Source organism: Psychrobacter namhaensis (assembly GCF_016107545.1).
In the GTDB taxonomy this organism is placed as follows: Bacteria; Pseudomonadota; Gammaproteobacteria; order Pseudomonadales; family Moraxellaceae; genus Psychrobacter; species Psychrobacter namhaensis.
Map to the genome: position 1 here is coordinate 1 of NZ_JABASS010000021.1, position 26133 is coordinate 26133.

20 protein-coding genes are annotated in these 26133 nt (G+C 45.6%); 17 read left to right on the top strand and 3 right to left on the bottom strand.

Going from position 1 to position 26133, the window contains the following annotated elements:
• Window positions 1-640 precede the first annotated feature (640 nt).
• From thrS to rnr, 4 genes are all read left to right on the top strand, one after another.
• Window positions 641-2575, top strand: coding sequence for a threonine--tRNA ligase (thrS, locus tag JFC06_RS11680; RefSeq protein WP_198335175.1), 1935 nt, complete (start codon window positions 641-643; stop codon window positions 2573-2575).
• Between the two features lie 23 nt (window positions 2576-2598).
• A complete protein-coding gene (gene infC / locus JFC06_RS11685; RefSeq protein ID WP_062845719.1) occupies window positions 2599-3102 on the top strand; it encodes a translation initiation factor IF-3 in 504 nt (167 codons plus the stop codon).
• Window positions 3103-3460: 358 nt separating this feature from the next.
• On the top strand, window positions 3461-4705 hold the full coding sequence (locus JFC06_RS11690; RefSeq protein ID WP_198335176.1) for a toxic anion resistance protein: 1245 nt from the start codon (window positions 3461-3463) through the stop codon (window positions 4703-4705).
• Between the two features lie 142 nt (window positions 4706-4847).
• Window positions 4848-7124, top strand: coding sequence for a ribonuclease R (gene rnr, locus JFC06_RS11695; RefSeq protein WP_198335177.1), 2277 nt, complete (start codon window positions 4848-4850; stop codon window positions 7122-7124).
• Between the two features lie 68 nt (window positions 7125-7192).
• Here rnr and JFC06_RS11700 read toward each other — a convergent pair whose 3' ends face one another.
• From JFC06_RS11700 to hisA, 3 genes are all read right to left on the bottom strand, one after another.
• Window positions 7193-7480 carry a hypothetical protein gene (locus JFC06_RS11700; RefSeq protein WP_198335178.1) on the bottom strand — a complete coding sequence of 96 codons (288 nt, stop codon included), beginning with the start codon at window positions 7478-7480 and terminating at the stop codon, window positions 7193-7195.
• A gap of 83 nt (window positions 7481-7563) precedes the next feature.
• Window positions 7564-9189 (bottom strand): mechanosensitive ion channel family protein, encoded by a 1626-nt coding sequence (locus tag JFC06_RS11705; RefSeq protein WP_198335179.1) that lies wholly within the window; start codon window positions 9187-9189, stop codon window positions 7564-7566.
• Window positions 9190-9252: 63 nt separating this feature from the next.
• Entirely contained in the window at window positions 9253-9990 is a 738-nt protein-coding gene (gene hisA / locus JFC06_RS11710) for a 1-(5-phosphoribosyl)-5-[(5-phosphoribosylamino)methylideneamino]imidazole-4-carboxamide isomerase (RefSeq protein ID WP_193006216.1), read from the bottom strand.
• Between the two features lie 1083 nt (window positions 9991-11073).
• Here hisA and JFC06_RS11715 point away from each other — a divergent pair.
• The 13 genes from JFC06_RS11715 to JFC06_RS11775 all read left to right on the top strand — a co-directional run bounded on the left by JFC06_RS11715 (window position 11074) and on the right by JFC06_RS11775 (window position 25888).
• Entirely contained in the window at window positions 11074-12426 is a 1353-nt protein-coding gene (locus JFC06_RS11715) for a Na(+)-translocating NADH-quinone reductase subunit A (protein ID WP_198335180.1), read from the top strand.
• A gap of 5 nt (window positions 12427-12431) precedes the next feature.
• Window positions 12432-13667 (top strand): NADH:ubiquinone reductase (Na(+)-transporting) subunit B, encoded by a 1236-nt coding sequence (locus JFC06_RS11720; RefSeq protein WP_193006214.1) that lies wholly within the window; start codon window positions 12432-12434, stop codon window positions 13665-13667.
• Complete coding sequence (locus JFC06_RS11725; protein WP_193006213.1) at window positions 13648-14550, top strand: Na(+)-translocating NADH-quinone reductase subunit C; 903 nt, start codon at window positions 13648-13650, stop codon at window positions 14548-14550. The genes JFC06_RS11720 and JFC06_RS11725 overlap by 20 nt, the downstream gene beginning before the upstream one ends.
• 1 nt (window position 14551) lies before the next feature.
• The gene (locus tag JFC06_RS11730; RefSeq protein ID WP_193006212.1) at window positions 14552-15223 is read left to right on the top strand and encodes an NADH:ubiquinone reductase (Na(+)-transporting) subunit D; all 672 of its coding nucleotides are present in this window, start codon (window positions 14552-14554) and stop codon (window positions 15221-15223) included.
• Entirely contained in the window at window positions 15223-15831 is a 609-nt protein-coding gene (gene nqrE, locus JFC06_RS11735) for an NADH:ubiquinone reductase (Na(+)-transporting) subunit E (RefSeq protein WP_193006211.1), read from the top strand. Before JFC06_RS11730 ends, nqrE begins: the two co-directional genes overlap by 1 nt.
• 124 nt (window positions 15832-15955) lie before the next feature.
• Window positions 15956-17191 carry an NADH:ubiquinone reductase (Na(+)-transporting) subunit F gene (gene nqrF, locus JFC06_RS11740; RefSeq protein ID WP_193006210.1) on the top strand — a complete coding sequence of 412 codons (1236 nt, stop codon included), beginning with the start codon at window positions 15956-15958 and terminating at the stop codon, window positions 17189-17191.
• 322 nt (window positions 17192-17513) lie between these two features.
• Window positions 17514-18314, top strand: coding sequence for an SDR family NAD(P)-dependent oxidoreductase (locus JFC06_RS11745; RefSeq protein WP_198335181.1), 801 nt, complete (start codon window positions 17514-17516; stop codon window positions 18312-18314).
• Window positions 18315-18449: 135 nt separating this feature from the next.
• Window positions 18450-19595, top strand: coding sequence for an FAD:protein FMN transferase (locus JFC06_RS11750; protein WP_198335182.1), 1146 nt, complete (start codon window positions 18450-18452; stop codon window positions 19593-19595).
• 123 nt (window positions 19596-19718) lie between these two features.
• Complete coding sequence (gene nqrM / locus JFC06_RS11755) at window positions 19719-19964, top strand: (Na+)-NQR maturation NqrM (protein ID WP_198335183.1); 246 nt, start codon at window positions 19719-19721, stop codon at window positions 19962-19964.
• A 377-nt stretch (window positions 19965-20341) separates the two neighbouring features.
• Window positions 20342-21598 (top strand): MFS transporter, encoded by a 1257-nt coding sequence (locus tag JFC06_RS11760; protein WP_227670235.1) that lies wholly within the window; start codon window positions 20342-20344, stop codon window positions 21596-21598.
• 101 nt (window positions 21599-21699) lie between these two features.
• The gene (locus JFC06_RS11765; protein WP_198335184.1) at window positions 21700-22539 is read left to right on the top strand and encodes an arylesterase; all 840 of its coding nucleotides are present in this window, start codon (window positions 21700-21702) and stop codon (window positions 22537-22539) included.
• Window positions 22539-23255, top strand: a complete 717-nt coding sequence (locus tag JFC06_RS11770) for an ABC transporter ATP-binding protein (RefSeq protein ID WP_198335185.1) — start codon at window positions 22539-22541, stop codon at window positions 23253-23255. Before JFC06_RS11765 ends, JFC06_RS11770 begins: the two co-directional genes overlap by 1 nt.
• Window positions 23255-25888, top strand: a complete 2634-nt coding sequence (locus tag JFC06_RS11775; RefSeq protein ID WP_227670236.1) for an ABC transporter permease — start codon at window positions 23255-23257, stop codon at window positions 25886-25888. The genes JFC06_RS11770 and JFC06_RS11775 overlap by 1 nt, the downstream gene beginning before the upstream one ends.
• Window positions 25889-26133: the final 245 nt, after the last annotated feature.

Sequence of the window (26133 nt, forward strand, 5' to 3'; positions counted from 1 at the left end):
GTGCGTATTATAGACGCTTTTTTTATCAAGTCAAGAAGTATTTTTTATTTAGTTTTAACTTTTTTTCATACTCTCTATGAGTAGTAAAAGCCCTTTATCCTAATAAAGCATTCTGAGTGGTTATGCAGTTTCCTGCCCCTTCAGTCTGCCTTCCCTTTCGACTGGGTGGCATTATACGTGGTTTTAATGTGGGGTCAAGGGGTTATTTAATTAATTATTGATTTACTGCTTATTAACTCTATATAGGTACAAGAACAATGAATCATACTATCTAGCTAAGGTCGTCGGTAGGCTTGGTATTCTTTTTCCGTCTGGCTGGGGTTTACGGCGGGTGAATCCCTTGCTATCTAGTGTTTATAGACAGTTTTTGCTATAATAGTTGCTTACATAGTGTGGTTTCTCTGCTCTACTATTGAGTTTCTTCTATATAGGTAAAATACTGCTCCTTATTGTGAGCCAGTCAGGTATTATCCATGCTTGGTTTTTAAGACGATATATAAATTATCTTAGAGCAGAAAAGATGCGTATATAGTTTTATCACGTCTCACAATGATTGAATATAAATGATGTGGTCTCACGGTTATATGATTGATGGTTGCAGTCATCACTGCCAACGGACCCAAAAACAGGTGAATAGATTATGGTAGCGATTACTTTACCCGATGGTAGCGTAAAAAACTTCGAAGGCAATACAACAGTCATGGAAGTGGCGCAGAGTATTGGGGCAGGACTAGCTAAAGCAACGGTCGCTGGACGTGTGGACGGTCATTTGGTAGATGCGCATGACCCTATTGTTGCTGATGCTAACGTTGAAATCGTGACACCAAAAGACGCTGATGGCGTGGATATCATTCGTCATTCGTGTGCCCATTTGTTGGGGCATGCCGTCAAACAGCTGTATCCTGATGTAAAAATGGTGATTGGCCCTGTCATTGATGACGGCTTTTATTACGACATTTTTAGTGAGACACCTTTTACCCCTGATCACATGGAAAAAATCGAAAAACGCATGATGGCGCTGATCAAGCAAGATTATGACGTGATTAAAAAAATGACGCCGCGCGATGAAGCGATTGAAATATTTCAGTCACGTGGTGAAGACTATAAGCTTAAATTGATTAATGACATGCCGGGCGAAGAAGCCTTTGGCCTTTATCATCATCAAGAATATGTCGATATGTGCCGTGGCCCGCACGTACCAAACACACGATTCTTAAAAGTGTTCAAATTGACCAAAATGTCTGGTGCTTATTGGCGCGGTGATGCCAAAAACGAGCAGCTACAACGTATTTATGGTACCGCATGGGCCGATAAAAAAGATTTAAAAGCTTATATTCAGCGTATTGAAGAAGCAGAGAAACGTGACCATCGTAAGATTGGTAAGGCACTCAATCTGTTTCACATGCAAGAACAAGCACCAGGTATGGTATTTTGGCACGCAAACGGTTGGACGATTTATCAAGTACTTGAGCAGTATATGCGTAAAGTACAATATGATAATGGCTATGAAGAGATCAAAACGCCACAAATCGTGGATCGCAGCTTATGGGAGCGTTCTGGCCATTGGGGCAACTATGCAACCAACATGTTCACCACTGCCAGTGAAAACCGTGATTATGCGGTGAAACCGATGAACTGCCCTTGCCACGTGCAAGTGTTCAATCAAGGCCTAAAGTCTTATCGTGACTTGCCGTTGCGTATGGCAGAGTTTGGCTCATGTCATCGTAACGAACCATCAGGCTCCCTGCATGGCTTGATGCGAGTGCGCGGATTTACCCAAGATGATGCGCATATTTTCTGTACTCAATCACAAATTCAGCAGGAAGTGGCAGACTTTATTAAGCTCACCCTTGCGGTTTATGAAGATTTTGGCTTTGATAACATCATTATGAAACTCTCAACACGTCCTGAAAAGCGTGTCGGTAGCGATGAGTCGTGGGATTTTGCTGAAAAAGCACTGGCAGATGCGCTCGATAGCTCAGGGCTTGATTGGGAATACCTCCCAGGAGAAGGCGCGTTCTACGGCCCGAAGATCGAATTTAGTCTAAAAGACTCTTTAGGACGTGTTTGGCAGTGCGGTACCATTCAGGTTGACCCTAATATGCCTGAACGTCTGGATGCCGAATTTGTGAATGAACAAAATGAGCGCGAAGTGCCTATTATGTTGCACCGTGCGATCTTGGGTTCATTCGAGCGCTTCATCGGTATACTCATTGAAAACTATGCAGGTTGGATGCCAGTATGGCTTGCGCCGCAACAAGTGGCAGTCATGAACATCACTGATAAACAAGGCGATGCCTGCGAAAATGTGGTCAGTGAGTTAAAAAATGCAGGTATTCGCGCGGTTAGTGACTTGCGTAACGAAAAGATTGGATTTAAGATACGAGAGAAAACATTAGAACGTATTCCCTATATGCTAGTATTAGGGGATAAAGAAGTCGAATCGGGCAGTGTCAACGTCCGAACCCGTGAAGGTGAAAACCTTGGCGTGATGAGTGTTTCTGAATTTATTACATTAGTACAGACCGCTGTCAGTAAAAAAGGCCGACAGACCCCAAAAACAGATGAGGAGTAATACCTATTAAACAGTCCAACCGTTTGAACATCAACGAAGATATCAATGTCAAAGAAGTCCGTCTCGTTAAAGAAGACGGCGAGCAAATGGGCGTGGTCGATATCGAAACCGCGATGAAAGCGGCACGTGATGAAAATCTAGATTTGGTCGAATTAGTTCCTGAAGCCAAGCCTCCAGTATGCAAAATCATGGATTATAAACATTTCCTCTATGATCAAAAGCAAAAGGCAAAAGAAGCTAAAAAGAACCAAAAGCAGACTCAGCTCAAAGAGATGAAGCTACGCCCTAGTACCGAAGAAGCCGATTATCAGGTAAAACTGAGAAAAATCGTGAGTTTCTTGGAAGATCAAGACAAAGTTAAAATTAGCATTCGCTTCCGTGGACGTGAAATGGCGCACCAAGATATTGGCCGCAAACAACTTGATCGTATCATTGAAGACACCGCTGATATCTCAAACGTCGAACAGTACCCTAAGATGGAAGGTCGTCAAATGGGTATGCTGCTTGGGCCAACTAAGAAAAAGTAATCTATTGACCAGATTACTCATTAGTTGTGGCTGTTAGTGAGTCGATTTAGATATTCTGTACAGATACTTATAATCTTAACCATCAATATGCTGCGGGATATTGATGGTTTTTTACCATTTAGTGCTGTAAATAGTTATTTTTGAACATAATAAGTCCACGCTAATTTACAAAACCCATCTTCTCAACCTTTTTATTACCCGTTAATCTAAAGGTCTGCTCTGTGACTTTTAAATATAATTTTAATAAAAACAATGAAGTCCATCGTAAGTTTCTACCGTCTGCTAACTTATTTTGCGACTTACTTTTTTAGTCATTGATCCTAAATTTCCGCCCTTTTTAGACAATATAGGAATCTTCATGCAAGCATTGACGCCACCAGAAAACACGAATACGCCCAGTATCTCTTTGACCGCTCCTGAACCTGTGAAAGAAGTACAAAAAAGTGAAGCAGATCAAATGGTCAAGTTGGATGAAAGTCAGATTCCAGAGCTTGATGCCAAAGTTGATGCGTTTGTCGATCATGTGATTACCAACTCTGTGCACAGTCCTGAGTTTCAGCAAAACGTCCAATCTATCCATAACTTAGGGACAAAAGAGATTCGTGAATCGGCGCAGGTTTCTAACCGTATGCTCGATTTGCCCGCAAAAAGTCTCAATGAGAGCCTGTTTGACAACTCCCCTATTGCTAAATCTTTAACAGAGCTGCGCGGTATCGTCGAAGACTTAGACCCCAGTAAAAAAGAGCTAACCAGCTCACGTAAACTGTTTGGTCTCATCCCTTTTGGGAATAAAGTCCAAGATTATTTTCGCCAATACGAGTCTGCCCAATCGCACATCAATGCGGTCGTTACCAGTCTTTATAATGGTAAAGATGAGCTTCTAAAAGACAATGCGATAATTGAACAAGAAAAAGTCAATATGTGGGAGCTCATGCAATCGATTCGCCAATATGTCTATGTGGGCAAAAAAATTGATGAGCAGTTAGAGCAAAAAGTCTATGCCATAGAAGCGACTGATCCTGAAAAAGCGCGTATTATTAAAGAAGAGATGTTGTTTTATGTTCGTCAAAAAAACACCGACTTTTTAACTCAGTTGGCAGTGAACGTACAAGGGTATTTGGCATTGGATACCATTCGCCGTAATAACTTAGAGCTGATTAAAGGGGTCGACCGTGCAACCACGACCACTATTTCTGCCCTACGTACGGCGGTCGTCGTAGCACAGGCCATGACCAATCAAAAGCTAGTCTTAGATCAGATTACAGCCTTGAATAAAACGACGAGTAGTTTGATTGAGTCAACCTCAGCCATGCTCAAACGTCAATCTGGCGAGATTCATGAACAAGCCACCAGTAGCAGTATTGAGCTTGATAAATTACAAAACGCCTTCAATAATGTATATGATACGATGGATATGATTAGCAACTACAAAATTGAAGCATTAGAAAATATGAAGCAAACGGTCAATACTTTGACCACCGAGGTCGATAAAGCACAGAAATACCTCGATAAGTCTAATCAAACGACAGTGTTAGAAGTATCCAAAGAACTAGACAGTAAAAAGATAACCGATAAATCAAACACGGTCGATATCGATATTTAACTTAATCTAGACAGATTTTACTTGTGAAAGGTAATAACCCCTTGCTACTAAACACACATAAGACAATTGACGCAAGATATTGCAGTCTCGTTCGTGTTAAGATAGCCCTTATTAATAATTTTAAAAATAGATACGGTAATTTATGAGTTGGAATGATCCAAACGCCTCAAGTGAGGCAAAAAGATATGACAATCCCATCCCTAGTCGTGAGCTGATATTGAGCACGATTAATGAGCATGGTGAAGTCACGCATCAACAATTGGCAAAAGTCTTTAATATTGATGACCCAGACCAGTTTGATGCTTTAGGCAATCGCTTAAAAGCGATGGCGCGTGATGGCCAAGTGAACCGTGAAGGTCGTCCTTATCGCTATCGCACGGTAAGCCAGCAAGATGTGGTCACAGGCACAGTGTCTGCTCACCCAAAAGGGTTTGGCTTTGTCCTGTTAAGCGATATGCCAGATTTGTTCTTGCACGAAAAACAAATGCGCTGGGTATTCAATGGCGATACAGTAGATGCAATCGGGACGTCAACCGACAATCGTGGTCGTACAGAAGGCCGTATTGTTGACGTTGTAGAGCGCCGGCAAAACAATTTTATCGGGACACTGGCTCGCGATGAAGATGGCTACTGTGTCGAGCTTGGTAGCCCGAACAATCATCAGCCGATTACGGTGACTGATGATAATGTGCAAGCGCTAAATGCTAAGCAAGGCTCGCCTGTTAAGGTTGACATCATTGATTGGCCAAACCAGCATGAGTTTGCGACTGGTAAAATCACTGAAGTCTTGTCGGATGACAATGATCGCGAACTCATTATCGAAACCACGCTCCTTAATTATGATATTCCGTCAGATTTTAGTGAAGCGGCCCTTGAGCAGGCCAATAGCTATCAAGAACCGACTGAAAAAGATCTAAAAGGTCGCAAAGATTTACGGGATTTACCGCTGGTTACGATCGATGGTGAAGATGCCCGTGATTTTGATGATGCCGTGTTTGCCGAAAAACGCTCTGGTGGTAACTACCGCGTTTTAGTAGCGATTGCTGATGTGAGTTATTATGTGACGCCAAACTCGCCACTGGACCAAGATGCCTTTGAGCGTGGTACCTCAGTCTACTTCCCGCATCGCGTGATTCCAATGCTGCCTGAAGTACTCTCTAACGGTCTGTGTTCTTTAAATCCTGATCGTGACCGTCTGTGTATGGTGGCTGATATTAAAATATCACGAGCAGGCAAGGTAACCGGTTATGAGTTTTATCCTGCCGTCATGCACTCAAAAGCCCGCTTAACCTACAATCAAGTCAATGCTTATCTGGATAATCCAAAAGATGACAGCGTGCCCACCTCATTAACGGGCAATAAAGACGTTAAAAAATCTATCGATACCTTATATCAGTTGTATGAGCTGTTGCTCAAAAAACGTGAAGAGCGTCATGCGATGGAGTTTGAAACCGTCGAGACGTACATCAAGTTTAATGAGAAAGGTGGTATTGACGCTATTTTACCGCGAACTCGTGGGGATTCTCAGAAGCTTATTGAAGAGTGTATGCTACTGGCCAATACCTGTGCGGCAAATTTTGCGCTAAAACATGAGCTGCCAGTCTTGTATCGTAACCATGATAAACCTGATGGCGAAAAGTCAATGCGTATTCATGAATATGCAAAAAACTTTGGTTTAACTTTCCCAGAAGAAAACCCAACGCAAGCGGATTATCAGCGGATTATTGAAGCAACCAAAGATCGCCCTGACGCGATTAGTATCCATAGCATGCTGTTGCGTTCAATGATGCAAGCAAATTATGCCCCTGACAATATCGGTCACTTCGGCTTAGCTTATGACGAATACAGCCACTTTACCTCGCCTATTCGCCGTTACCCTGATTTAATGCTACATCGTGCTATCAAAGCGAAAGTGACGAATAACAAACAGCCAGTGATGGACTTTTCGCTCGAAGGTGCTGGTACTCAAACGTCTGATACAGAGCGCCGTGCAGAAAAAGCATCACGCTATGTAGAGTCTTGGCTTAAGTGTCACTATATGAAAGATCATGTCGGCGAAGAATTCGAAGGCGTTGTGACCACTGTCACTAACTTCGGTCTGTTTGTCACATTGACGGACTTATATATTGATGGTTTGGTGCACATCTCAAACGTTGGCGATGACTTCTTTGTTTATGATGAACAGCAGCAACAGCTTATCGGTAAAGACAAAGGCACGCTATTCGGACTTGGCGATTTGGTCAAGGTGAAAGTGGCTGGCGTGAATATGGATCTGCTACAAATTGACTTTGATTTAGTAGCTAAGCTGCAATCTAGTGAAATGAATCAAACGAAAAAAGGCCAAACTAAGAAAACACCCGCTAAAAAAAGCGGTGGTCGTAATAAAAATACTAGTAAAAACGCTAGCAAAAAAAGTTAATTTTAGCTAAAACCTTAGAATAATAAAAAGGCTAACGTCATCGTTAGCCTTTTTTTATAGGTGCATATTCATTGTATGTTACTACTCATTTGTGCCAAGCGTGCTTGGTCTGTCTGCTCAGCTTGATCGATCTTGCTGGTCGCATCGTCTAATATGGCTTTAGGCTGTTCGCCAAGAGGCTTGCTCGCGATATTTTCTGAGCCACTTACCGCCTTATCTGTATCAAGTCCTGCTGTGCTAGTACGACTGTTGACGATTTCTCTATTTTTGTCATGCTGATAGCCGTTAACAAGGTTAAAGCCAAGTAACGCAACTATGCCGACCAAGGCGAATACAATTAGGTGTTTTATTTGCATAAAAAGTGTCTCATATTTGAATAAGAATCAAAGACACATTTTATTGCATTTTTTATGCCCACTTTTTAGTGGGATTTGGTGTATCACTCTTGCGGACTGTTGTTATTTAATAAATCAGTCTCATCTGAGCTTTCGGCGATTTCTTGTTCGACTTTTTCCATCAGCTTATCATCAGGACGGGCGTTCAAGACGTCCTCAGCATCACGTCCTTGTAAAATATGCTTGGCTCGTGCTTTTGCTTGCTGTTTGTCTTTATCGTCAGTACGACTGCCGTCATCTTGATGGTTGTCAAGTGACTCAGGAAGGGTCGTGGTAACGGTCATGTCTGATTTAGCATTGTCAGTGTTAGCCTGCATATGCTCAAAGGCTTTTTCTAGTTTATTGTTGAAACGGAGACGATAAATGGGTTCTGGCAGACTGAACCCCGCATTTTCTAGGGCGTGCTTGGTCTCGCGAATAGCAATACTGCGCGCTTTGGCAAAGTCTGTTTTTGATTGATCCACCCAAATTTGAAACTCTAGGATGATATTAGAGTCGCCAACGTTGGTAATCACCGCAATGGCTTTAGGCTCATCTAAAACAAACTCTAATGTATATATAGTATCCAAGCCAACTTTTATCGCGGCTAATGGGTCATCGTTGGCATCCACGCCAAGCTCAAAGGTAAAGCGCCGTTCTGGGTTTTTGGTGTAATTTAAAATGGTGCCTTTAAAGACCTCCGCATTTGGAATGCGAAGCTGATTGCCATCTAAGGTCATAAGTATTGTCGCGCGTGAGGTCAAACGTACCACGATGCCTTCTTGTCCATTAATCACGATATGGTCACGCGCGCGAAATGGCTGACGAATACTGAGCATTAAGGAAGCAATGTAGTTTTCGATGGTATCTTTCACCGCAAAACCAACGGCGATACCGATGACACCCGCACCACCAAGCAAGGTGCCTAAAACCGTTTCAGCCCCGATTAAGCTCAGTGCCAGAATCAGACCAAAGACAATGAAAATAACTTTCACCGTCTGTGCCAATAATTCAGCGACAAACGGATTGGGCGTTAGCCGTTGCCACATTTTATTACGGTTAGACAGCCAGCTACCAAACCATGTCACCAGTGCAAATATGACAATACCAACCAATAATAATGGCAAGGCTTTGACCAGGTTTTTGACTTGCGCTTTAAGACCTTCATAGCCAGTCGTGACATTTTCTTGCACATCAAGGGTGCGATCAATCCGATCTTCTACCGTGACCACATCTGTCAGACGATTGGTTAAATTGATCGCTTGTTGCGCCTTTTTCTCGTTCGGCGTCTCACCCGTTAAGGTAACAACCCCTTGGGTAACGCTAACATTGACGGCTTGTAAGCCTTCTATTTCAGAAAAAATACCATTGATACGTTGACGGATGTCGTTGTCTTTTTGCGGGGTGGGTGTGGTTTCAATCTCGGCATTATTGGTGCTTTCACCACTGATTAACGGTGGCGGAGCGGGCTCAGGCAACGGTGCTGCGGGCTCTACGGCTTCACCGTCTGAGGTCACAGGGTCAACCGCCACCAGGTTTTCTGCGCTCTCTAATCCTAAGGCAGTGGTTAGACCTGTCGCTTCTTCAGCCGCATGAGCTGGTAGTGTACAAATGACGCTTAATAGCAACATCATCTGACCCCACGCCTTTATACACCTGCGTGCCATTGGATGGTCAAAGTAAGTGGCCATAAGCATCCCTTGCTTTTTACGAATTTTATTGCTGATTTCTCGTCACTACATTTTCAATGACGATTAACTGTCTAAATAAATCTGCGCCTCGCCCAAGTCTAACGTGCCCTCATAAATCGCGCGGCCCGTGATGATGCCTTCGATACAGTCGCCGTAAGGTTTGAGTAGCTCAATGTCCTTCATATCTGTCACGCCACCTGAAGCAATCACGGGCAAACCGCCTTCACGAGCTAAGTTCACTGTTTGCTGAACATTAACGCCTTGCATCATGCCATCACGGGCGATATCGGTATAAACGATAGAAGAGACGCCCACATCAGCAAAGCGCTTGGCAAGCTCAGTTGCTTTGGTATCGGTAACATTTGCCCAGCCATGCGTCGCAACCATACCATCTTTGGCATCGATACCAACAATAATATGCCCTGCAAACTCGCGGCACGCTTGGGCGACAAACTGAGGGTCTTCGACCGCTTTTGTGCCGATAATAATGTACGTCAGACCGGCAGTAATGTATTGCTCAATGGTGTTCATATTGCGCACACCGCCGCCCAATTGGACAGGTAGGCTCGGATACGCTTTGACAATGTCTTGAACCACTTGTCTGTGTACAGGCACCCCATCGAACGCGCCATTCAAATCAACCAGATGCAGCCTGCGTGCGCCTTCATCAACCCAGCGCGCTGCCATGGCGACTGGATCATCAGAAAACACCGTATCATCCTCCATACGGCCTTGTTTTAAACGTACACATTTACCATCTTTTAAATCAATAGCCGGGATAATGACGGGCACAGCACACATATCGCATTCCTTATAAAACAAATATTAAATAAACTGAGACACTCACGCTTGAACGTTGAACCATCAAACAATGATAGAAAAACATCACTCAAAAAGCGACTGAAAATATAAACAGATTTACAATCACCAATAATAGACTAAAAATCCACTTGGATAAGTACAAATGACAATATAAAACGAATAATCATAACCATAAGTTTTAGCAGATTTAAATACTGGCAACATTCGGTAAATTCAATTACTGACTGGCAATTTTAGGTCAATTTAGCGTATAATCCTAGGTAAATTTTAGTTGTTTCTATGTGATAGTAACCATGCGCTGCGCTTTTTATTAAGTCGTTCATGACATAAAGTCGCCTAGCGGTCAGGATGAATCGAGCAATAGCTAACTGCTTTACTACGATGTTGGCTGACGTATTGCTAAGAAGGGTTATATTAGAAATCTCAACTGGTAGCCTTTGAACAGTCTACTCTGCAGCACCAACCTCTAATTAGATGCCTTTCCTAACGTTTTTGTCGCGTCTCTATCATTAGCTAACTACATTAGAACAGTCATTACTGGCTCTATAGCAACACAGACTAAGTGAGTTTGTCTTTGTTGCTCAGCCAGTTTGTCTTTCAACCAGTTTATTATCTATCTTAATAGATCAAATTTGGCTGCCCTCACTCAATTGAGTATCTGTTTCTGTGATACTGAATCAATAAGGGCTGTCAATCGTACTGGTATTACAAGTTTTAATTTTTAATGAAACGTATGATAGGACTGTTTTCTTAGAGTCGTCACTTTTAGCGCACTGCTTGAGCGGCTGATTTTGATTTGATGGTTTTAGCATGCACCTTGGTAGCCAGTCGCCACTTTGGTAATTCGAATAAGACATTAACGTGTTGTTAAGGAGTCTAAGGTCAGCGTTAATACTCTTACTAGTAGTTATGATCATGCGTTATTTTCAGAGACCCTTTGTCCCTATCCTACTATAGGAAGAGATGTGTGGGGACTTTATTGAATGACGCAGATGTTCATGCTATCGATATACCAAACAGGATGTCTGGTATCGTTTTAGACTATGGACTAAGTTTTCGCTTATGATTACCATCAAAAAAGGTTTGGATTTGCCCATCACCGGTGAACCCTCCCGCGAGATATCTGAGCACCAACCGACACATGTAGCACTTGTTGGCTATGACTATGTGGGTATGAAGCCCACAATGAATGTCAAAGAAGGTGACGTCGTAGCAAAAGGTCAGCCCGTTTTTGAAGACAAAAAACGGGTTGGCGTGATCTACACTGCCCCTGCTGCTGGTAAAGTCGTCGCGGTTAAACGCGGTGAACGTCGTGTGTTCGAGAGCCTTGTGATTGCGGTCGACCCAAACGGTGAAGAAGTAGACTTTGAGCGCTATGACTCCCAGCAACTTGCTGACCTAGATTCTGAAGTCGTTGAAACCCAACTGCTAGCCTCTGGCGAATGGACCGCGTTTCGCACGCGCCCTTACAGCCGTGCGCCAGAAATCGGTGCTCGCCCTCATGCTATATTTGTCACTGCTATGGATACCAATCCATTAGCATTTGACCCGATGCTGCTGATTAATGAGCAGCTGCAAGCATTCAATGATGGGCTGGCAGTCTTGTCGACACTCAGCCCCAAGACCTTTGTCTGCCATCATGGTAATGCCCAGTTGACGCCAGTGGCTAAAACGGCTACTAATAATGTCACTGAGTATCATGCTTTTGCTGGTAAACACCCAGCCGGGCTGGCAGGTACACACATTCACTTCTTACATCCCATCATGCGCGGCGTCACCGTGTGGACGATTGGCTATCAAGATGTGATTGCTATTGGTAAATTATTTACCACTGGTCGCTTGTACACACGCCGTATGCTCAGCTTAGCAGGCCCTGCGGTCAACCAACCCCATTTGGTCATGACAGAGCGCGGCGCAGATATCACTGCACTGACAAAAGGCAAGCTCGCAGCTGGTGAAAACCGTGTTATCTCAGGTTCGGTGTTGTCTGGTCGCAAAGTGTTTGACAATATCGCTTATCTCGGTCGCTTCCACAATCAGGTGAGTGTGCTGACTGAGGGGCGCGAGCGTCCTGCGTTCCACTTCTTTACTCCAGGTAAAAACCGCTTCTCAAAACTGCCTATCTATATTTCGCAGTTCTTTGGTGGCAAAAAATACAACTTCACTACCACGAGTAATGGCTCACCGCGTGCGATGGTGCCTATCGGGGTCTATGAAGAAGTCATGCCCCAAGACTATCTGCCCACCCAATTATTACGCGCATTGATTGTCGAAGACATCATTAGCGCAGTAGATTTGGGCGTACTCGAATTGGACGAAGAAGATTTAGCATTATGCACCTTCGTATCTCCTGGCAAATATGAATTCGGTGATATTTTGCGTGACAACTTAACGCGCATTGAGCTGGAGGGCTAACCACGATGAAATTTTTACACAATATGTTCGATCGTATGGAGCCGTCTTTCACCAAAGGTGGCAAACACGAAAAATACTATGCCATCTTTGAGATGTTTGATACGTTTTTGCGTCAACCAGGCACAACGACCTACGCATCGTCACACGTACGCGACGGTATCGATCTTAAGCGGATTATGATTACGGTGTGGCTATGTACGTTCCCAGCGATGTTTTGGGGTATGTACAATATCGGTCATCAAGCACTGACGGCTATTGCTCAGTTGGGCTTGCAGCCTGAAGGCTGGCGTACGGTCATCACCAGCATGGCAGGCTACAACCCAGACAGTATTTGGGCAAGCTTTGTCTATGGTGCCATGCAGTTTTTGCCTATATATATCGTGACATTTGCGGTGGGTATTCTCTGTGAGATTATCTTTGCCGTGGTGCGCGGACATGAGGTCAACGAAGGCTTCTTTGTGACGTCAGTACTGTTTGCGCTATGTTTACCACCAGATATCCCGTTGTGGCAAGTGGCCTTAGGTATCATCTTCGGTGTCGTGGTTGCCAAAGAAGTGTTTGGCGGTACAGGTAAAAACTTCCTAAACCCTGCTCTATCAGGTCGTGCCTTCTTATACTTTGCTTATCCAGCGTACATGTCGGGCGACTCCGTGTGGACAGCAGTGGATGGTTTCTCTGGTGCAACGCCTCTTGGTCTTGCCGCACTTGGCGTGGTTCCTCAGGACTTCGTCGATGTCTATGGTAATGCCATCACGTGGAGTGACGCATTCTTAGGCAATATGCAAGGCAGTATCGGTGAAGTATCAACGCTTGCGATCTTACTGGGTGCAGTAGTCCTATTGTGGACACGCATCGCTTCATGGCGCATCATGGCCGGTTGTGTGGTTGGTCTGATTGCCACCTCTCTTGTCTTTAATGTGATCGGCTCTGATGACAATATGATGATGAGCTTGCCATTTTATTGGCATTTAGTGATCGGTGGCTTCGCATTCGGTGCGGTATTTATGGCGACCGACCCTGTCTCAGCTGCTCACACCAATAAAGGCCGCTGGGCATACGGTATCTTGATCGGTTTTATGACCGTACTGATTCGTGTCATTAACCCGGCTTTCCCAGAAGGCATCATGCTGGCCATTCTGTTTGCCAACTTATTTGCTCCATTGTTTGATTATTTTGTCACCCAAGCAAACATCAAACGCCAAACCGCTCGGAGGGTTCGCTATGTCCAAGCCCAAAAGTAATAATGCGAAAACCATTAGTGTGGCATTGACGCTATGCTTGGTGTGTTCAGTACTGGTCTCAGCCGTGGCTGTAGGCCTCAAGCCTTCGCAAATTGAAAACGCTCGCTTAGACCGTAACAAAAACATTTTGGTTGCTGCTGGCATGTATGATGCTGAATCTGATACAGCGAGTGATGTGGCCGAACGTTTTAAAGACTTTGAAGTCAAAATCATTGACTTAAACAACGGCAACTACCTAGATGATGATGCGCTAAAAGCTGCTGGCATCCCTGATCGCAATGCTTATGACGCCAGTCAAGCAACAAAAAACCAAGCGTTAAGTGAAGACTTGGGGGATAACGATCCTGCTGGTATTGGCCGCAAGCCCAAATATGCCAAAGTCTATGTCAAAAGTGATGACGCAGGCCAACCAGAAATGGTTGTACTGCCGATTCAAGGCTACGGGCTATGGGGTACGATTTATGGTTTCTTAACGCTTGAAAGTGACTTGAATACCATTAAAGGTATCAGTTTCTATGAGCATAAAGAAACCCCAGGCCTTGGCGCTCGTATCGAGGAGCCAGAGTGGCGCGCACAGTGGAGCGGTATCGAGTCTTATGACGAAAACGGTAACGTCGCCACTGGTGTGACCAAAGCTGGCACGCCAAAAGAAAACTGGGTCGATGGCATCAGCGGTGCAACACTAACTAGCCGCGGCGTCAGCAACATGGTTCAGTTTTGGTTAGGCGAGCAAGGCTATAAGCCTTATCTGGATACGCTACGTGAACAGAGCGGCCAACCGGTTGAAGGTGCAGACACGCAAGCACATCAAACAAAGCCAGCCGCTCAATCTAACACCGAATTGGCAGCATTACCGCCAGTAGCTAACGGCAAGGAGGCATAACATGGCTGATACTAAAAGCATTTTAACCACGCCTATCTTTGATAACAATCCCATTGCCTTACAGATCCTAGGTATCTGTTCGGCACTGGCGGTCACGACAAGCATGTCGAATGCCATGGTCATGTGTGTGGCATTGACCTTGGTGACGGCGTTTTCGAGCTTCTTTATCTCCATCATCCGTAAGCAGATTCCATCAAGCATACGTATCATCGTACAGATGACCATTATTGCTTCATTGGTTATCTTGGTTGATCAGGTGCTAAAAGCCGTGGCTTATGATGTCAGTAAAGGCTTATCAGTCTTTGTTGGCTTAATCATCACCAACTGTATTGTCATGGGCCGAGCCGAAGCATTTGCTATGAGCAACCCGCCCGTACCTAGCTTTTTAGACGGTATTGGTAATGGACTTGGTTACTCAGCAGTCCTGCTGTTCGTTGCCACGATTCGTGAATTGTTAGGCGCTGGTACTTGGTTTGGCATGACTATCCTACAGCCAGTCACTGATGGCGGTTGGTACATACCAAATGGTCTATTACTATTACCACCGTCAGCATTCTTTATCATTGGTTTATTCATTGCTATTGTGCGTATCTGGAAACCAGAGCAAGTTGAAGAAGCTGAATTTGTAATGAAGCCGCAGTCTAAAGGCATGGCTCATGGAGGCGGTCACTAATGGGACATTATGTTAGTTTATTTATAACCTCAGTCTTTATTGAGAACATGGCGCTTGCCTACTTCTTAGGCATGTGTACTTTTTTGGCCGTGTCCAAAAAAGTCTCAACCGCTATTGGTCTAGGTGTTGCAGTCATCGTCGTCATGGCCATCACTGTGCCACTAAACAATCTGTTGTTCCAGTTCATCCTAAAAGATGGGGCGCTGGCATGGGCAGGATTCCCTGATATAGATTTAAGCTTCTTAGGCTTGCTCAGTTATATTGGTCTGATTGCAGCTACCGTACAGATTCTAGAGATGTTTTTGGACAAGTTTGTGCCAGCGTTGTATAACGCGCTTGGGGTGTTCTTGCCCCTCATCACCGTAAACTGTGCCATCTTGGGTGGTGTTCTGTTTATGGTTGAGCGTGACTATCAATTCGGTGAATCCGTGGTTTATGGTGTGGGCGCAGGTTTTGGTTGGGCACTTGCTATTACAGCATTGGCAGGTATCCGTGAAAAACTAAAATACTCAGACATTCCAGCGCCGCTGCGTGGTCTTGGTATTACTTTTATCACGGTTGGTCTTATGTCGCTCGGCTTTATGTCGTTCGGTGGTATGTCCATTTAAACCGCAAAGCTTAAGGCTTTATTTAGCTATTTGACCTATTTAATTCATTTATTCGGTAAGCGTGCGGGTACAGCATCACATTTATGCCCTCGCACCCCTACCCCATAGATTAAGGATACCTACCATGGATTACGCTACGGCGATTGGTGGCGTTGCTATGTTTACCTTGATCATCATGGGCCTCGTCGCTATTATTTTGGCGGCGCGCTCAAGACTGGTCAGTTCAGGCGATGTTACCATCCATATCAATGATAATCCCGATAATGACGTAGTGACACCAGCAGGCGGTAAGCTACTGCAAACACTCGCGGGCGAAGGTATATTTTTGTCTTCAGCTTGCGGTGGCGGTGGTACTTGTGCGCAGTGTCGTTGCCGCGTTATTGAAGGTGGCGGCTCTATTCTGCCCACCGAAGAAGGCTATTTTACTCAAGGTGAAATTCGCAATCACATGCGCTTAGCTTGTCAGGTCGCTGTTAAACAAGACATGAAAATCGAGATTGATCCTGAGTTTTTTGATGTACAAAAATGGGAATGTGAAGTTATCTCTAATGATAACGTGGCCACTTTTATTAAAGAATTGGTTCTTAAAATTCCAGAAGGCGAAGAAGTTAACTTCCGTGCTGGCGGTTATGTGCAGTTAGAAGCGCCACCACATGAAGTGCACTATAAAGACTTCGACATTGCCGAAGAGTATCGAGAAGATTGGGAAAAGTTTGGCATTTTCAAATACGTCTCAAAAGTTGATGAGCCGGTTATCCGTGCTTATTCAATGGCCAACTATCCTGAAGAAAAAGGCCTGATTAAATTTAACATTCGTATCGCCAGTCCTCCGCCGCGTGGACCCGACGGTATCCCGCCAGGAAAAATGTCTTCATGGGTGTTTAGCCTAGTACCGGGTGATAAAGTGACCGTTTCAGGTCCGTACGGGGAATTTTTTGCCAAAGACACTGAAGCTGAGATGATCTTTGTCGGTGGTGGTGCTGGTATGGCACCGATGCGCTCACACATCTTTGATCAGCTTAAGCGCTTGAACTCTGATCGTAAGATTAGCTTTTGGTACGGGGCGCGCTCTATTCGTGAGATGTTCTATGTTGAAGACTATGATCAACTAGAAGAAGAGTTTGATAACTTTGAGTGGCATGTGGCGTTGTCTGATCCTTTACCAGAAGACAACTGGGAAGGCCCAACTGGCTTTATCCACAATGTCTTGCTTGAAAACTATCTAAAAGACCATCCAAACCCTGAAGACTGTGAGTACTACATGTGTGGGCCACCGATGATGAATGCGGCCGTAATCGACATGCTACACAGCTTGGGTGTGGAAGACGAAAACATCATGCTTGATGACTTCGGCGGTTAAGTCGGTTGGTTCAGTAAAAAAACATCGTTAAGTGAATAGAAAAAAGAGTCTCAATTGAGGCTCTTTTTTTATTTGTATCGCCAGTTTCAAGCAAAATTATTACATAAATAGTTACGTGATACTGGTACAAATTCTTTTTGTTGGCTACTCACAAGCGTGACAGACGCTACAAACAATTGATACCAGTCGCACTTTATCGTTTTCAACGTGAATCGACTATGGAAAATGCGCTCAACGGTCAGCACTACCAATTGAAATGGTAGGTGGCCTTGTCTATCCTATATTATTGATTACTGGAACATCACATTAAGAAAGGATTCTTATGAAAACCAAATATAAAGATTTAACCATTTGGATAACTGGGGCGTCTAGCGGTATTGGTGAAGCGTTAGCCATTGCTTTTGCCAAACGCGGTGCTACGATTGTCTTGAGTGGTCGTGACACTGACAAGTTAGAGTCGGTCAAAGAACGTTGCAAATACAGCAAAAAACATGTCGTCATTCCTTTTGACATTCGTGACGCTAGTCAAACGAAAAACGCTTATGACGCTGCTAAAACCCAAACGACTAAAATTGACTGGCTGATTAATAACGCTGGCGTCAGTCAACGCTCGCTCATTATGGACACTGCTGAAGATGTGGAACGGCAGATTATGGAAATAGACTATTTTGCGCAAACGCGTCTGACCAGACTGGTGTTGCCAGATATGATTGCACAAGGTGGCGGTAAAATAGTGATGGTGTCCAGTGTGGCAGGTTTATTAGGGACGCAGTATCGCGGCGCTTATGGTGCCGCTAAAGCCGCTATTCATATGTGGGCAAACAGTTTACGTGCCGAATTGCACGAACAGGGCATAAAAGTCGCGACCATATTTCCAGGATTTATCCAAACCAATGTCTCTATTAATGCCTTGACGGGTGACGGCAGCAAGCAAGGCACAATGGATGAAGCCACCAATAAAGGTCTAACCGCACCTGCGTTTGCCAAACAGGTCGTAAAAGCACTGACCAAAGGGGAAGAATACATTATTGTCGCAGGCACTAAAGAAAAGCTTGCGGTCAGGGTAAATCGGCTATCCCCGCCCAAGCTTTATAAACTCATCCGAAAGTCGCAAGTAAAATAGGCAAACTCTCAATTTTTTATCGACTCAAGGTACGCTTAACGTTACTGTGATTGGCCTTATTAGTGGCAAGGGGTGTAAAATAGGCAGCGCTTATTATCCAAAGCCTCATTCACCCTCCGCTATAGCAACGAGCTTATGAAAACTATAACTTCTCCCTCTTTCGTGTATGTCTTATCTTCTACCAACACTGTACGCGCCACCCTATCTGGCGTCGTCAGTCTTGCTAGTGCCTTAAGTCTCAGCGCTTGCCAGCAAACACCAGATTACAATTATCTGAGTGGTGAGACGATGGGGACCAGCTATCACATTAGTTATCAGCTGCCCGCTGACGCAGATGAAGCCGCCATACAAGCATCGATTGATGAGCGCTTACAGCAGATCAATGACAGCATGTCGACCTATCAGGCCGACTCTACCATCTCCCAGTTTAACCGAGTCAGTAAAAACACCCCCATCACTATCGATGCAGACTTTGATCGCGTGCTTGATATTTCACGAACTGTCTATCAGCAGTCTGGTGGCGCCTTTGATCCTACCGTGATGCCATTGGTAGATACTTGGGGTTTTGGTAGTACCATGACCGTTGAGCGCCTGCAAAGTCCGCCAACCGCCCTCGAGATTGCCCAAGCGAAAGCGTTAGTAGATTTTGAGAGTATCGTACAAAAAGAGCAAACGCTGTATAAAACCAAAGAAGGTGTCGGTCTAGATTTTTCTGCAGTCGCCAAAGGTTATGGTGTCGACGTTATCGCTGATGTACTCAAAGACAAGTATCAAATTCGCAACTATATGGTGGAAATTGGCGGTGAAGTGGCGACCTCTGGTGTCAATAATCAGCAGCAGCCATGGCAAATTGCTATTGACGCGCCTATCCAAGACAGCACCGTCAGCGAGCGCCAAACGATATCGGCCATTCGTCAACCCATCAACACGGGCAACCAAATGCACTTGGCAACCTCTGGCAACTATCGAAATTCAGTTATATTTGATGGTAAACGCTATAGCCATACCATTGATCCTACTACGGGCAGGCCTATTGCTGGTGGCGCCCCTTCAGTGACCGTTGCAGCAGACTCAGTCGCACTAGCTGATGCTTGGGCCACTGCGCTTACGGCCATGCCTTATCAAAAGGCGCTCACGCTGGCTGAAGAAAAAAATCTAGCGGTGCTGTTTGTCGTGCTGGGTGATGGCGCAAAACGAGAGGGGTCAGAGGATAGTACGGACAGCTGGCAAGTGGTACAAACACCTGCGATGCAAGCGTTACGGGCTGATAAGAGACCTTAAGCAACAGTCGTAGTACGGTAAACGACACGATAAGCATCCACGTGCCGTGCAAAAATTTGCTATACTATTAAGTAGTTAACATTAAAAGTAACTGCCCTATTCTTGAAAAGTGAGGTTTCCTCTATGCTTAGTCAACTGCTTCCTATGCTTGCTATTACCTTTACCGTGTTCGTCCTGTTCTTTGTCTTTATGGGCATCGGTTATATGGTCAAAAAAAAGCCGCTTAGAGGCTCTTGTGGCGGTGTGGCGAAGTTCATGGGGGATGAGAACTGCTCGTTTTGCGGTAATGATCCAAATAAATGTGACTCCCTCATTGCTGAACAGCAAGAAAACGCACTCAAAGCGGCCCAATTAGGCAAATCAGTGTAAACGCTTCATTTGTTACCATACGATGGTAGTGTTTACCTCACATTTGTTCCTATAATAGCGTCTAGTCCTTGGAAAGGGACTGGCGCTATTTTTCGTTTTGCCACTCACCTATTTATCGGTCTCCCTTTCTAACTAATTAACGTCTTATAGTGACTCTTTTATATTCACTCTTTTATAGTCACTAATCATATATAGTCACTACTTATATTCTGTATTTATCCTGCCAATAGGATAGCAAGTCTTATGTCTTGAGCGCCACAAGCGTTTTTGGCCACCCTCTAGGTGTGTTTTCTTGGTGTTATTGCAAGCGTCAGTGCTCCGGCGCTTTTTAATGACGTGTGCTTTTTCTTATTCTAATAAATAATAGTCGTGTTGCTATGTCTACTCCTTCTAATATGCCACCCCAGCCTCACTCTGACCCCTCGTCATCGTCTAAGCTGTCTTCCTCGCGCTTTATTTTTTGGCTCGTGTTGTGCGCCATGATTTTACTGGCGACCAATATGCGGGCGCCTATTGTTGCGCTTGGCTCTATTGCGCCCGTCGTGCAAGAAGCGCTCAACATCTCTGAGACCCAGATTGGCTGGCTGGGAGCGGTGCCGATGCTAACTTTTGCGGTGGGCGCGCTTATCGCGCCAACCATTGGCAAGCGGTTTGGACTTGAGAACACGCTCATTGCGATGATTGCCTTATTAACGCTAGGTATGATTATTCGCACTGTTGTTCCCACTTGGTTTGGATTTTTAAGTGGGACCTTGTTGCTGACGCTGGCCATCGGCTTTGCCAATACCTTGGCTGCCCCCGTTATTAAACAGCGTACACCCAAGCAGATTCCTTTGATCACCGGTCTATTTAGCCTCACCATGACGGTGACGGCGGGTATAGTCGCAGGGGTGGTGTTACCGCTGTCTGAGCAGGTAGGCTGGCAGTGGGCGCTGGGTGGGTGGTCGCTATTAGGGATCTTTGCCATCGTTATTTGGATATTTTTACGCTTACGTCTCGGCTCCTCTAGCCACCAAGCCGCTGTCCTACCTACGCCTGGCTCTTCAGAGATTTCGATGTGGCGTACGCCTTTTGCTTGGCAAATCGCGGTCTTTATGGGTTTGCAATCACTACTGTTTTATACGGTCGCCAGTTTCTTACCCTCTATTTGGGTCAGTAAAGGGCTATCAGCGGTGCAAGCAGGACAGATGGGGTCGGTGTTTCAGTTTATGGCACCAATCTCTATCTTAAGCTTAACTTGGCTTGTGAACCGTGGTCGCCCAATTCAAGCACTGGCGGTGTTTGCTGCTGTTTTAAACGTCATTGGCATTTTGGGCATCAGTTATTTATCGACCAATCTGGCGTGGTTGTGGTCAGGATTTATGGGAATTGGCTGCTCAGCGATTTTTACGTTGAGCATGATGCTGTTCTCTTTGCGGACGTATACCACCAACCAATCCAGCGAGCTGTCTGGTATGGCCCAAGCCGTCGGTTATTTGATTGCGTTTTTTGGCCCACTAGGCACAGGTTGGCTCCATGAGGCCACAGGTACTTGGGATTTGCCACTTTTTATCATGTTGATTTTGATGGTTGTGAACGTCTTGATTGCGTGGATGGTCAGTCGACCCGTGATGGTTGATGGCAAAAAGATGTAACGCGTCACAGGAGATAACCCTAATATAAAATAACCTTAGGATAATATTGGTGTCTGTCTTATTTTGCTACACTGGTTTGATTGCATATAGGACAGAATATCATGATGAATGTATCCTCTCGCCTCGCTCATTGTTTGCCAGCAGTGGCTATTTTGGCCGTTGTCTTGGGCATTAGCGGTTGTCAACAAGACCCTGAACCCAGCATAACGGATGACAATCAAAACACGATTAGTCAGACCGCCCGTTCTCAAACCTCTGAGACCCTATCCGAAACCAAGCAAACTATCTCTGCAGCCAAAGAGCAGCAATCCCAGTTAACGATATTAGCACTTGGTGATTCCCTGACGGAAGGGCTGGGCGTCGCTAGTGATGCCAACTACCCTGCGCAGCTAGAAGCAAGCTTACAAAAGCGGGGTTATAAAGACGCCAAAGTGATTAATTCAGGACTAAGCGGCGAAACCAGTACGGGCTTAGTCAATCGCTTGGACTGGGTATTGCAGACCAAACCCGATGTCACAATTTTGACGATTGGTGCCAATGATGCCATGCGCGGTATTGATGTGGCGACGATTGAAGCCAATATTCGTACTGCTGTGCAGCGTCTACAAGACAACGGCAGTACGGTTATATTAGGCGGCATGCAAATTTATGACAACCTTGGCTCTGACTATGTGCAGTCTTTTGCCGCCATATACCCGCGTGTGGCTCGAGACATGAATGTGACACTCATCCCTTTCTTCTTAGAAGGTGTGGGCGGCGATCCTAAGCTGAACCAAGCCGATGCCATTCATCCAACTAAAGAGGGCTACGCGGTTATCGTGAATGATAATATCTTGCCAGTCCTAGCGCCTACCCTTGAAACACTAAAAGCAGCCGACGCAAATGGTTCAGTAAATGCTAGTGAACCTGTAGCAAAAAGCACGCCTACTGAGACTATGTAATGACCTTATTCAATGCGACTACAGCATCAGAGCCGACATCAGATTCTAAAAATAAAGCCTTACTGACCGCCTCAAAACTCAATAAAACGGTACAAGTCGGTGAGCAAGCCTTGTCCATCATCAAAGACGTAGACATCTATGTCAATGCAGGCGAGTTCGTGGTCATCATGGGCAAATCAGGCTCGGGTAAATCGACCTTGTTAGGGCTGCTTGCCGCCTTAGATTACCCTGATAGCGGCTCTGTTGAATTGGCCGATCAAACGTTAAGCCAACTTGATGAAGATGCGCTCGCTGTCATTCGTCAGCGTGACATGGGCTTCGTGTTTCAATCGTTTCACCTACTGCCCACACTGACCGTCGCTGAAAATATCGCTTTCCCCTTAGATGTCGCAAGGCGTCCCAATCAAGCGCGCGTGAACGAGCTGATTGATGCTGTGGACTTGGGACACAGACGTGACAGTCTGCCCAATCAATTATCAGGTGGTGAGCAGCAGCGTACAGCGGTCGCACGGGCTTTGGTATCACACCCAAAGATCGTGTTTGCTGATGAGCCAACTGGTAACTTAGATGAGCAAAACGCCAATCAAGTCATGCAACTGTTATTGGACTTACGCCAACAAGTTGGTTCAGCGCTGGTAGTCGTGACCCATGACCCCGCGCTTGCTGAGATGGCAGATCGCGTGATTACCATGCATGATGGACGGATTGTATCTTAATGACCAAGACCTCAACGGATAAGTCGTCCATGAATAGTAATTCGATAAGCAGTACGTCAACTACTCACTCTGAGTCTCTCATCAGCCGAGTGTTCACGCGCAATTTAAGCGCCAAAGCCTTAAGCCGTAGCTGGTGGCAACGCTGGGTCTATCCGGTGTTGTTTTTATTGACGCTTACGTTATCGCTTGCCACTTATCTGACCCTCGACTCTATCCAGCAGTCGGTCGATACCTATGTCAATGACAATCAGCGGGCGCTCGTTGGTGGTGATTTGATATTGAACAGCCAACAAGACTGGCCAAGTGATGTGTTGGCGCAAGTAGATACGATCGCTGATGCCCAAAAAGTGTTTGATTATCAATTTAGCGCGATGGTCGTGACCGAGGAGCAAACCTTGCTTGCCCGCGTCAAAGCCGTCTCCCCCAACTACCCGCTTTATGGACAGGCGGAACTGGCGTCAGGCAAACCGCTTTGGCAACAGCTCGGCGCCGATAGTGTGGTGGTCGCGCCTGAAGTCCTTAACGGCTTAAACGCGGAGGTTGGTGATCGTATTACCATCGGCGATGCGCAGTTTACCATCAGTGATGTACTGACCAAAGAGCCTGATCGTCCGTTGACCGCCTTTGGTTTTGGTGGTCGCGTGTTGATGCAACAAGACGCGCTGGCTGCTACCAATTTACTGGGTCAGCGTAGCCGCGTCAATTATCGTATTGAGCTGGCGGGTGAGCCTGAACTCATGACTCAGCAGCGCGAACAGCTCACGCAAATATTGACCAATTATCCTGACATCGAGCTTTCTGATGCTGAGTCGGCTGACACTTCTGTCTCGCGTATCTCTGACAATGTCTTGATGTTTTTAAAACTGCTTGTCATTGCCGTACTCTTGTTATCGGCGGTTGCGATGTACGGCATCATTACCGCCTTTGTCACCAAGCAGCAGTCTAACAATGCGATTCGCTTAGCACTTGGCGAGCCGCTTGGTTCACTCAAACGCAGCTACTATCAGCTACTAGTCGTCAAATCTATCATTGCTTGTGTCGCAGCGACTATCCTAAGCTTTGGCTTACTACAAGTGGGACAACCGTATCTGATGGCGATCTTGCCGCCAGATGTGGGCCTCGCCATTAACCCTATTAGCGCGGTTAAAACCAGTGTCATCGCCTTAGTGCTGACCTTATTGATTACTCAGCGCGGTTTAAGTACGCTCAATACCACCAAGCCTGCCACCCTACTCAACCAAGGCGTAAGCACGCAGGCGCAAAACTTGCCTTGGTATCGACGCGTCCCCGTATTATGGTACGGGGTAATGCTCGCAGGGCTGTATGCGTTTTTTGCTTATGAAGTGGGCTCGTGGGTACTTGGCGCGCAGCTATTGCTTGGACTAATTGCCTTTGTGGCGGTATTTTGGGCGCTGGCGCGCGGTTGGTTATGGTTGCTTGCCAAATTGGCTAAACGCTCTACCATGGGCTGGATGCCGCGCATTGCCATTCATAACCTTGCACGTAAAGGCAATCAATCCGCACTATTTTTTGTGACTTTATCCTTATCGGTGGCGGTCTTAACCCTTATCACCACGCTCAATCACAGTATTAATGCGCAGTTTATTAACGCCTATCCTGAGGATGCGCCCAACCTGTTCTTATTAGATATTCAAAGTGACCAGCATGACGAGATCGATAATATCATCGGCGCGCCTGTGAGCTACTATCCGGTCATTCGCTCACGCGTGGTCACCGCCAATGATGTACCGGTACAAGATATCGTGCCTGCGGATGGCTTTGATGATCCCACGCGCGTCTTTAACTTAAGCTACGCCGACACAATCATGGACACCGAATTCATTACTGATGCGGTAGCAGACGATCAACTGTATGCGCCTGTTGATACACAAAACGAGCAAGATCCTGACCAAGCCGTCGTACCTATGTCTGTGTTGGACACGGCCGCTGACCTGCTAAATGTCGGTATGGGCGATCAGGTGCGTTTTAATATTCAAGGGATTGAGATCGTCGGGCAGATTACCAGTATACGCTCGCGTTACGAGCAAGGCCCCAGTCCTTTTTTCTACTTCTTATTTGAACCATCCGTATTGGCAGCAGCACCGCAAATTCAGTTTGCCACCGCGCATGTCCCTGCCGATGAGATACCAGAAATACAAGGCAAACTGGTGCGCGAGTTCCCAGCCGTCACCACCATCAATGGCACGGCCATCGCGCAGCAAATCCAAGAGTTGGTGTTACAAATGAGCCGCTTGGTCTATGTCTTTACCCTACTCGCTCTACTGACAGGTGTGATGGTGTTGATTAGCTCGTTGCTATCGACCTCGCAAGATCGTATGAAGGAAAGCGCGTCGTTCCGCTTACTCGGTATGCAAAAGCGCGACTTATATCTGCTCAATATCTTGGAGCTGAGTGTGCTAGGTATTAGCGCGGCGGCGTTCGCAGTCATTATCGCAAATGTGGGCGCGTGGGCGGCTATCACGCAATGGTTTAATCTGCGCTTTAGTGTGCCGTGGATAAGTTTAGGTATTGGCGGTGCGGCATTGATTGGCTTATTGCTTACGATTGCCGTAATTTATGTGAGATTGGTGATTGGGCGCGGGATTATGGCAAGGGTCAGGGCGATGATTTAGAGTTTGGTAGCTAACTTTAAAAAGTTGTGCTCCATTTTGGCTTTGCAAAGAAAAACCTCTTCATTAGGGATTTTTGGCTTGCTCTTACTTGTCGCTATCCATATAACCATCCTAAAATTTAGAAATCAAACTTGTGGATTTCGTCAGAATAATTACTACTATCAAGACTAAATTTGGCATTCAACCGAACTGAGCTATGCTGAAGAAACCGTACAAGTAAACTTGGTAAACTAACGACTCAACGA

Excerpts from the sequence above, each read along its gene's own strand:
- thrS (WP_198335175.1), top strand. The coding sequence starts at position 641 with ATGGTAGCGATTACTTTACCCGATGGTAGCGTAAAAAACTTCGAAGGC.
- JFC06_RS11690 (WP_198335176.1), top strand. The coding sequence starts at position 3,461 with ATGCAAGCATTGACGCCACCAGAAAACACGAATACGCCCAGTATCTCT.
- rnr (WP_198335177.1), top strand. The coding sequence starts at position 4,848 with ATGAGTTGGAATGATCCAAACGCCTCAAGTGAGGCAAAAAGATATGAC.
- JFC06_RS11700 (WP_198335178.1), bottom strand. The coding sequence starts at position 7,480 with ATGCAAATAAAACACCTAATTGTATTCGCCTTGGTCGGCATAGTTGCG.
- JFC06_RS11705 (WP_198335179.1), bottom strand. The coding sequence starts at position 9,189 with ATGGCCACTTACTTTGACCATCCAATGGCACGCAGGTGTATAAAGGCG.
- hisA (WP_193006216.1), bottom strand. The coding sequence starts at position 9,990 with ATGTGTGCTGTGCCCGTCATTATCCCGGCTATTGATTTAAAAGATGGT.
- JFC06_RS11715 (WP_198335180.1), top strand. The coding sequence starts at position 11,074 with ATGATTACCATCAAAAAAGGTTTGGATTTGCCCATCACCGGTGAACCC.
- JFC06_RS11720 (WP_193006214.1), top strand. The coding sequence starts at position 12,432 with ATGAAATTTTTACACAATATGTTCGATCGTATGGAGCCGTCTTTCACC.
- JFC06_RS11725 (WP_193006213.1), top strand. The coding sequence starts at position 13,648 with ATGTCCAAGCCCAAAAGTAATAATGCGAAAACCATTAGTGTGGCATTG.
- JFC06_RS11730 (WP_193006212.1), top strand. The coding sequence starts at position 14,552 with ATGGCTGATACTAAAAGCATTTTAACCACGCCTATCTTTGATAACAAT.
- nqrE (WP_193006211.1), top strand. The coding sequence starts at position 15,223 with ATGGGACATTATGTTAGTTTATTTATAACCTCAGTCTTTATTGAGAAC.
- nqrF (WP_193006210.1), top strand. The coding sequence starts at position 15,956 with ATGGATTACGCTACGGCGATTGGTGGCGTTGCTATGTTTACCTTGATC.
- JFC06_RS11745 (WP_198335181.1), top strand. The coding sequence starts at position 17,514 with ATGAAAACCAAATATAAAGATTTAACCATTTGGATAACTGGGGCGTCT.
- JFC06_RS11750 (WP_198335182.1), top strand. The coding sequence starts at position 18,450 with ATGAAAACTATAACTTCTCCCTCTTTCGTGTATGTCTTATCTTCTACC.
- nqrM (WP_198335183.1), top strand. The coding sequence starts at position 19,719 with ATGCTTAGTCAACTGCTTCCTATGCTTGCTATTACCTTTACCGTGTTC.
- JFC06_RS11760 (WP_227670235.1), top strand. The coding sequence starts at position 20,342 with ATGTCTACTCCTTCTAATATGCCACCCCAGCCTCACTCTGACCCCTCG.
- JFC06_RS11765 (WP_198335184.1), top strand. The coding sequence starts at position 21,700 with ATGATGAATGTATCCTCTCGCCTCGCTCATTGTTTGCCAGCAGTGGCT.
- JFC06_RS11770 (WP_198335185.1), top strand. The coding sequence starts at position 22,539 with ATGACCTTATTCAATGCGACTACAGCATCAGAGCCGACATCAGATTCT.
- JFC06_RS11775 (WP_227670236.1), top strand. The coding sequence starts at position 23,255 with ATGACCAAGACCTCAACGGATAAGTCGTCCATGAATAGTAATTCGATA.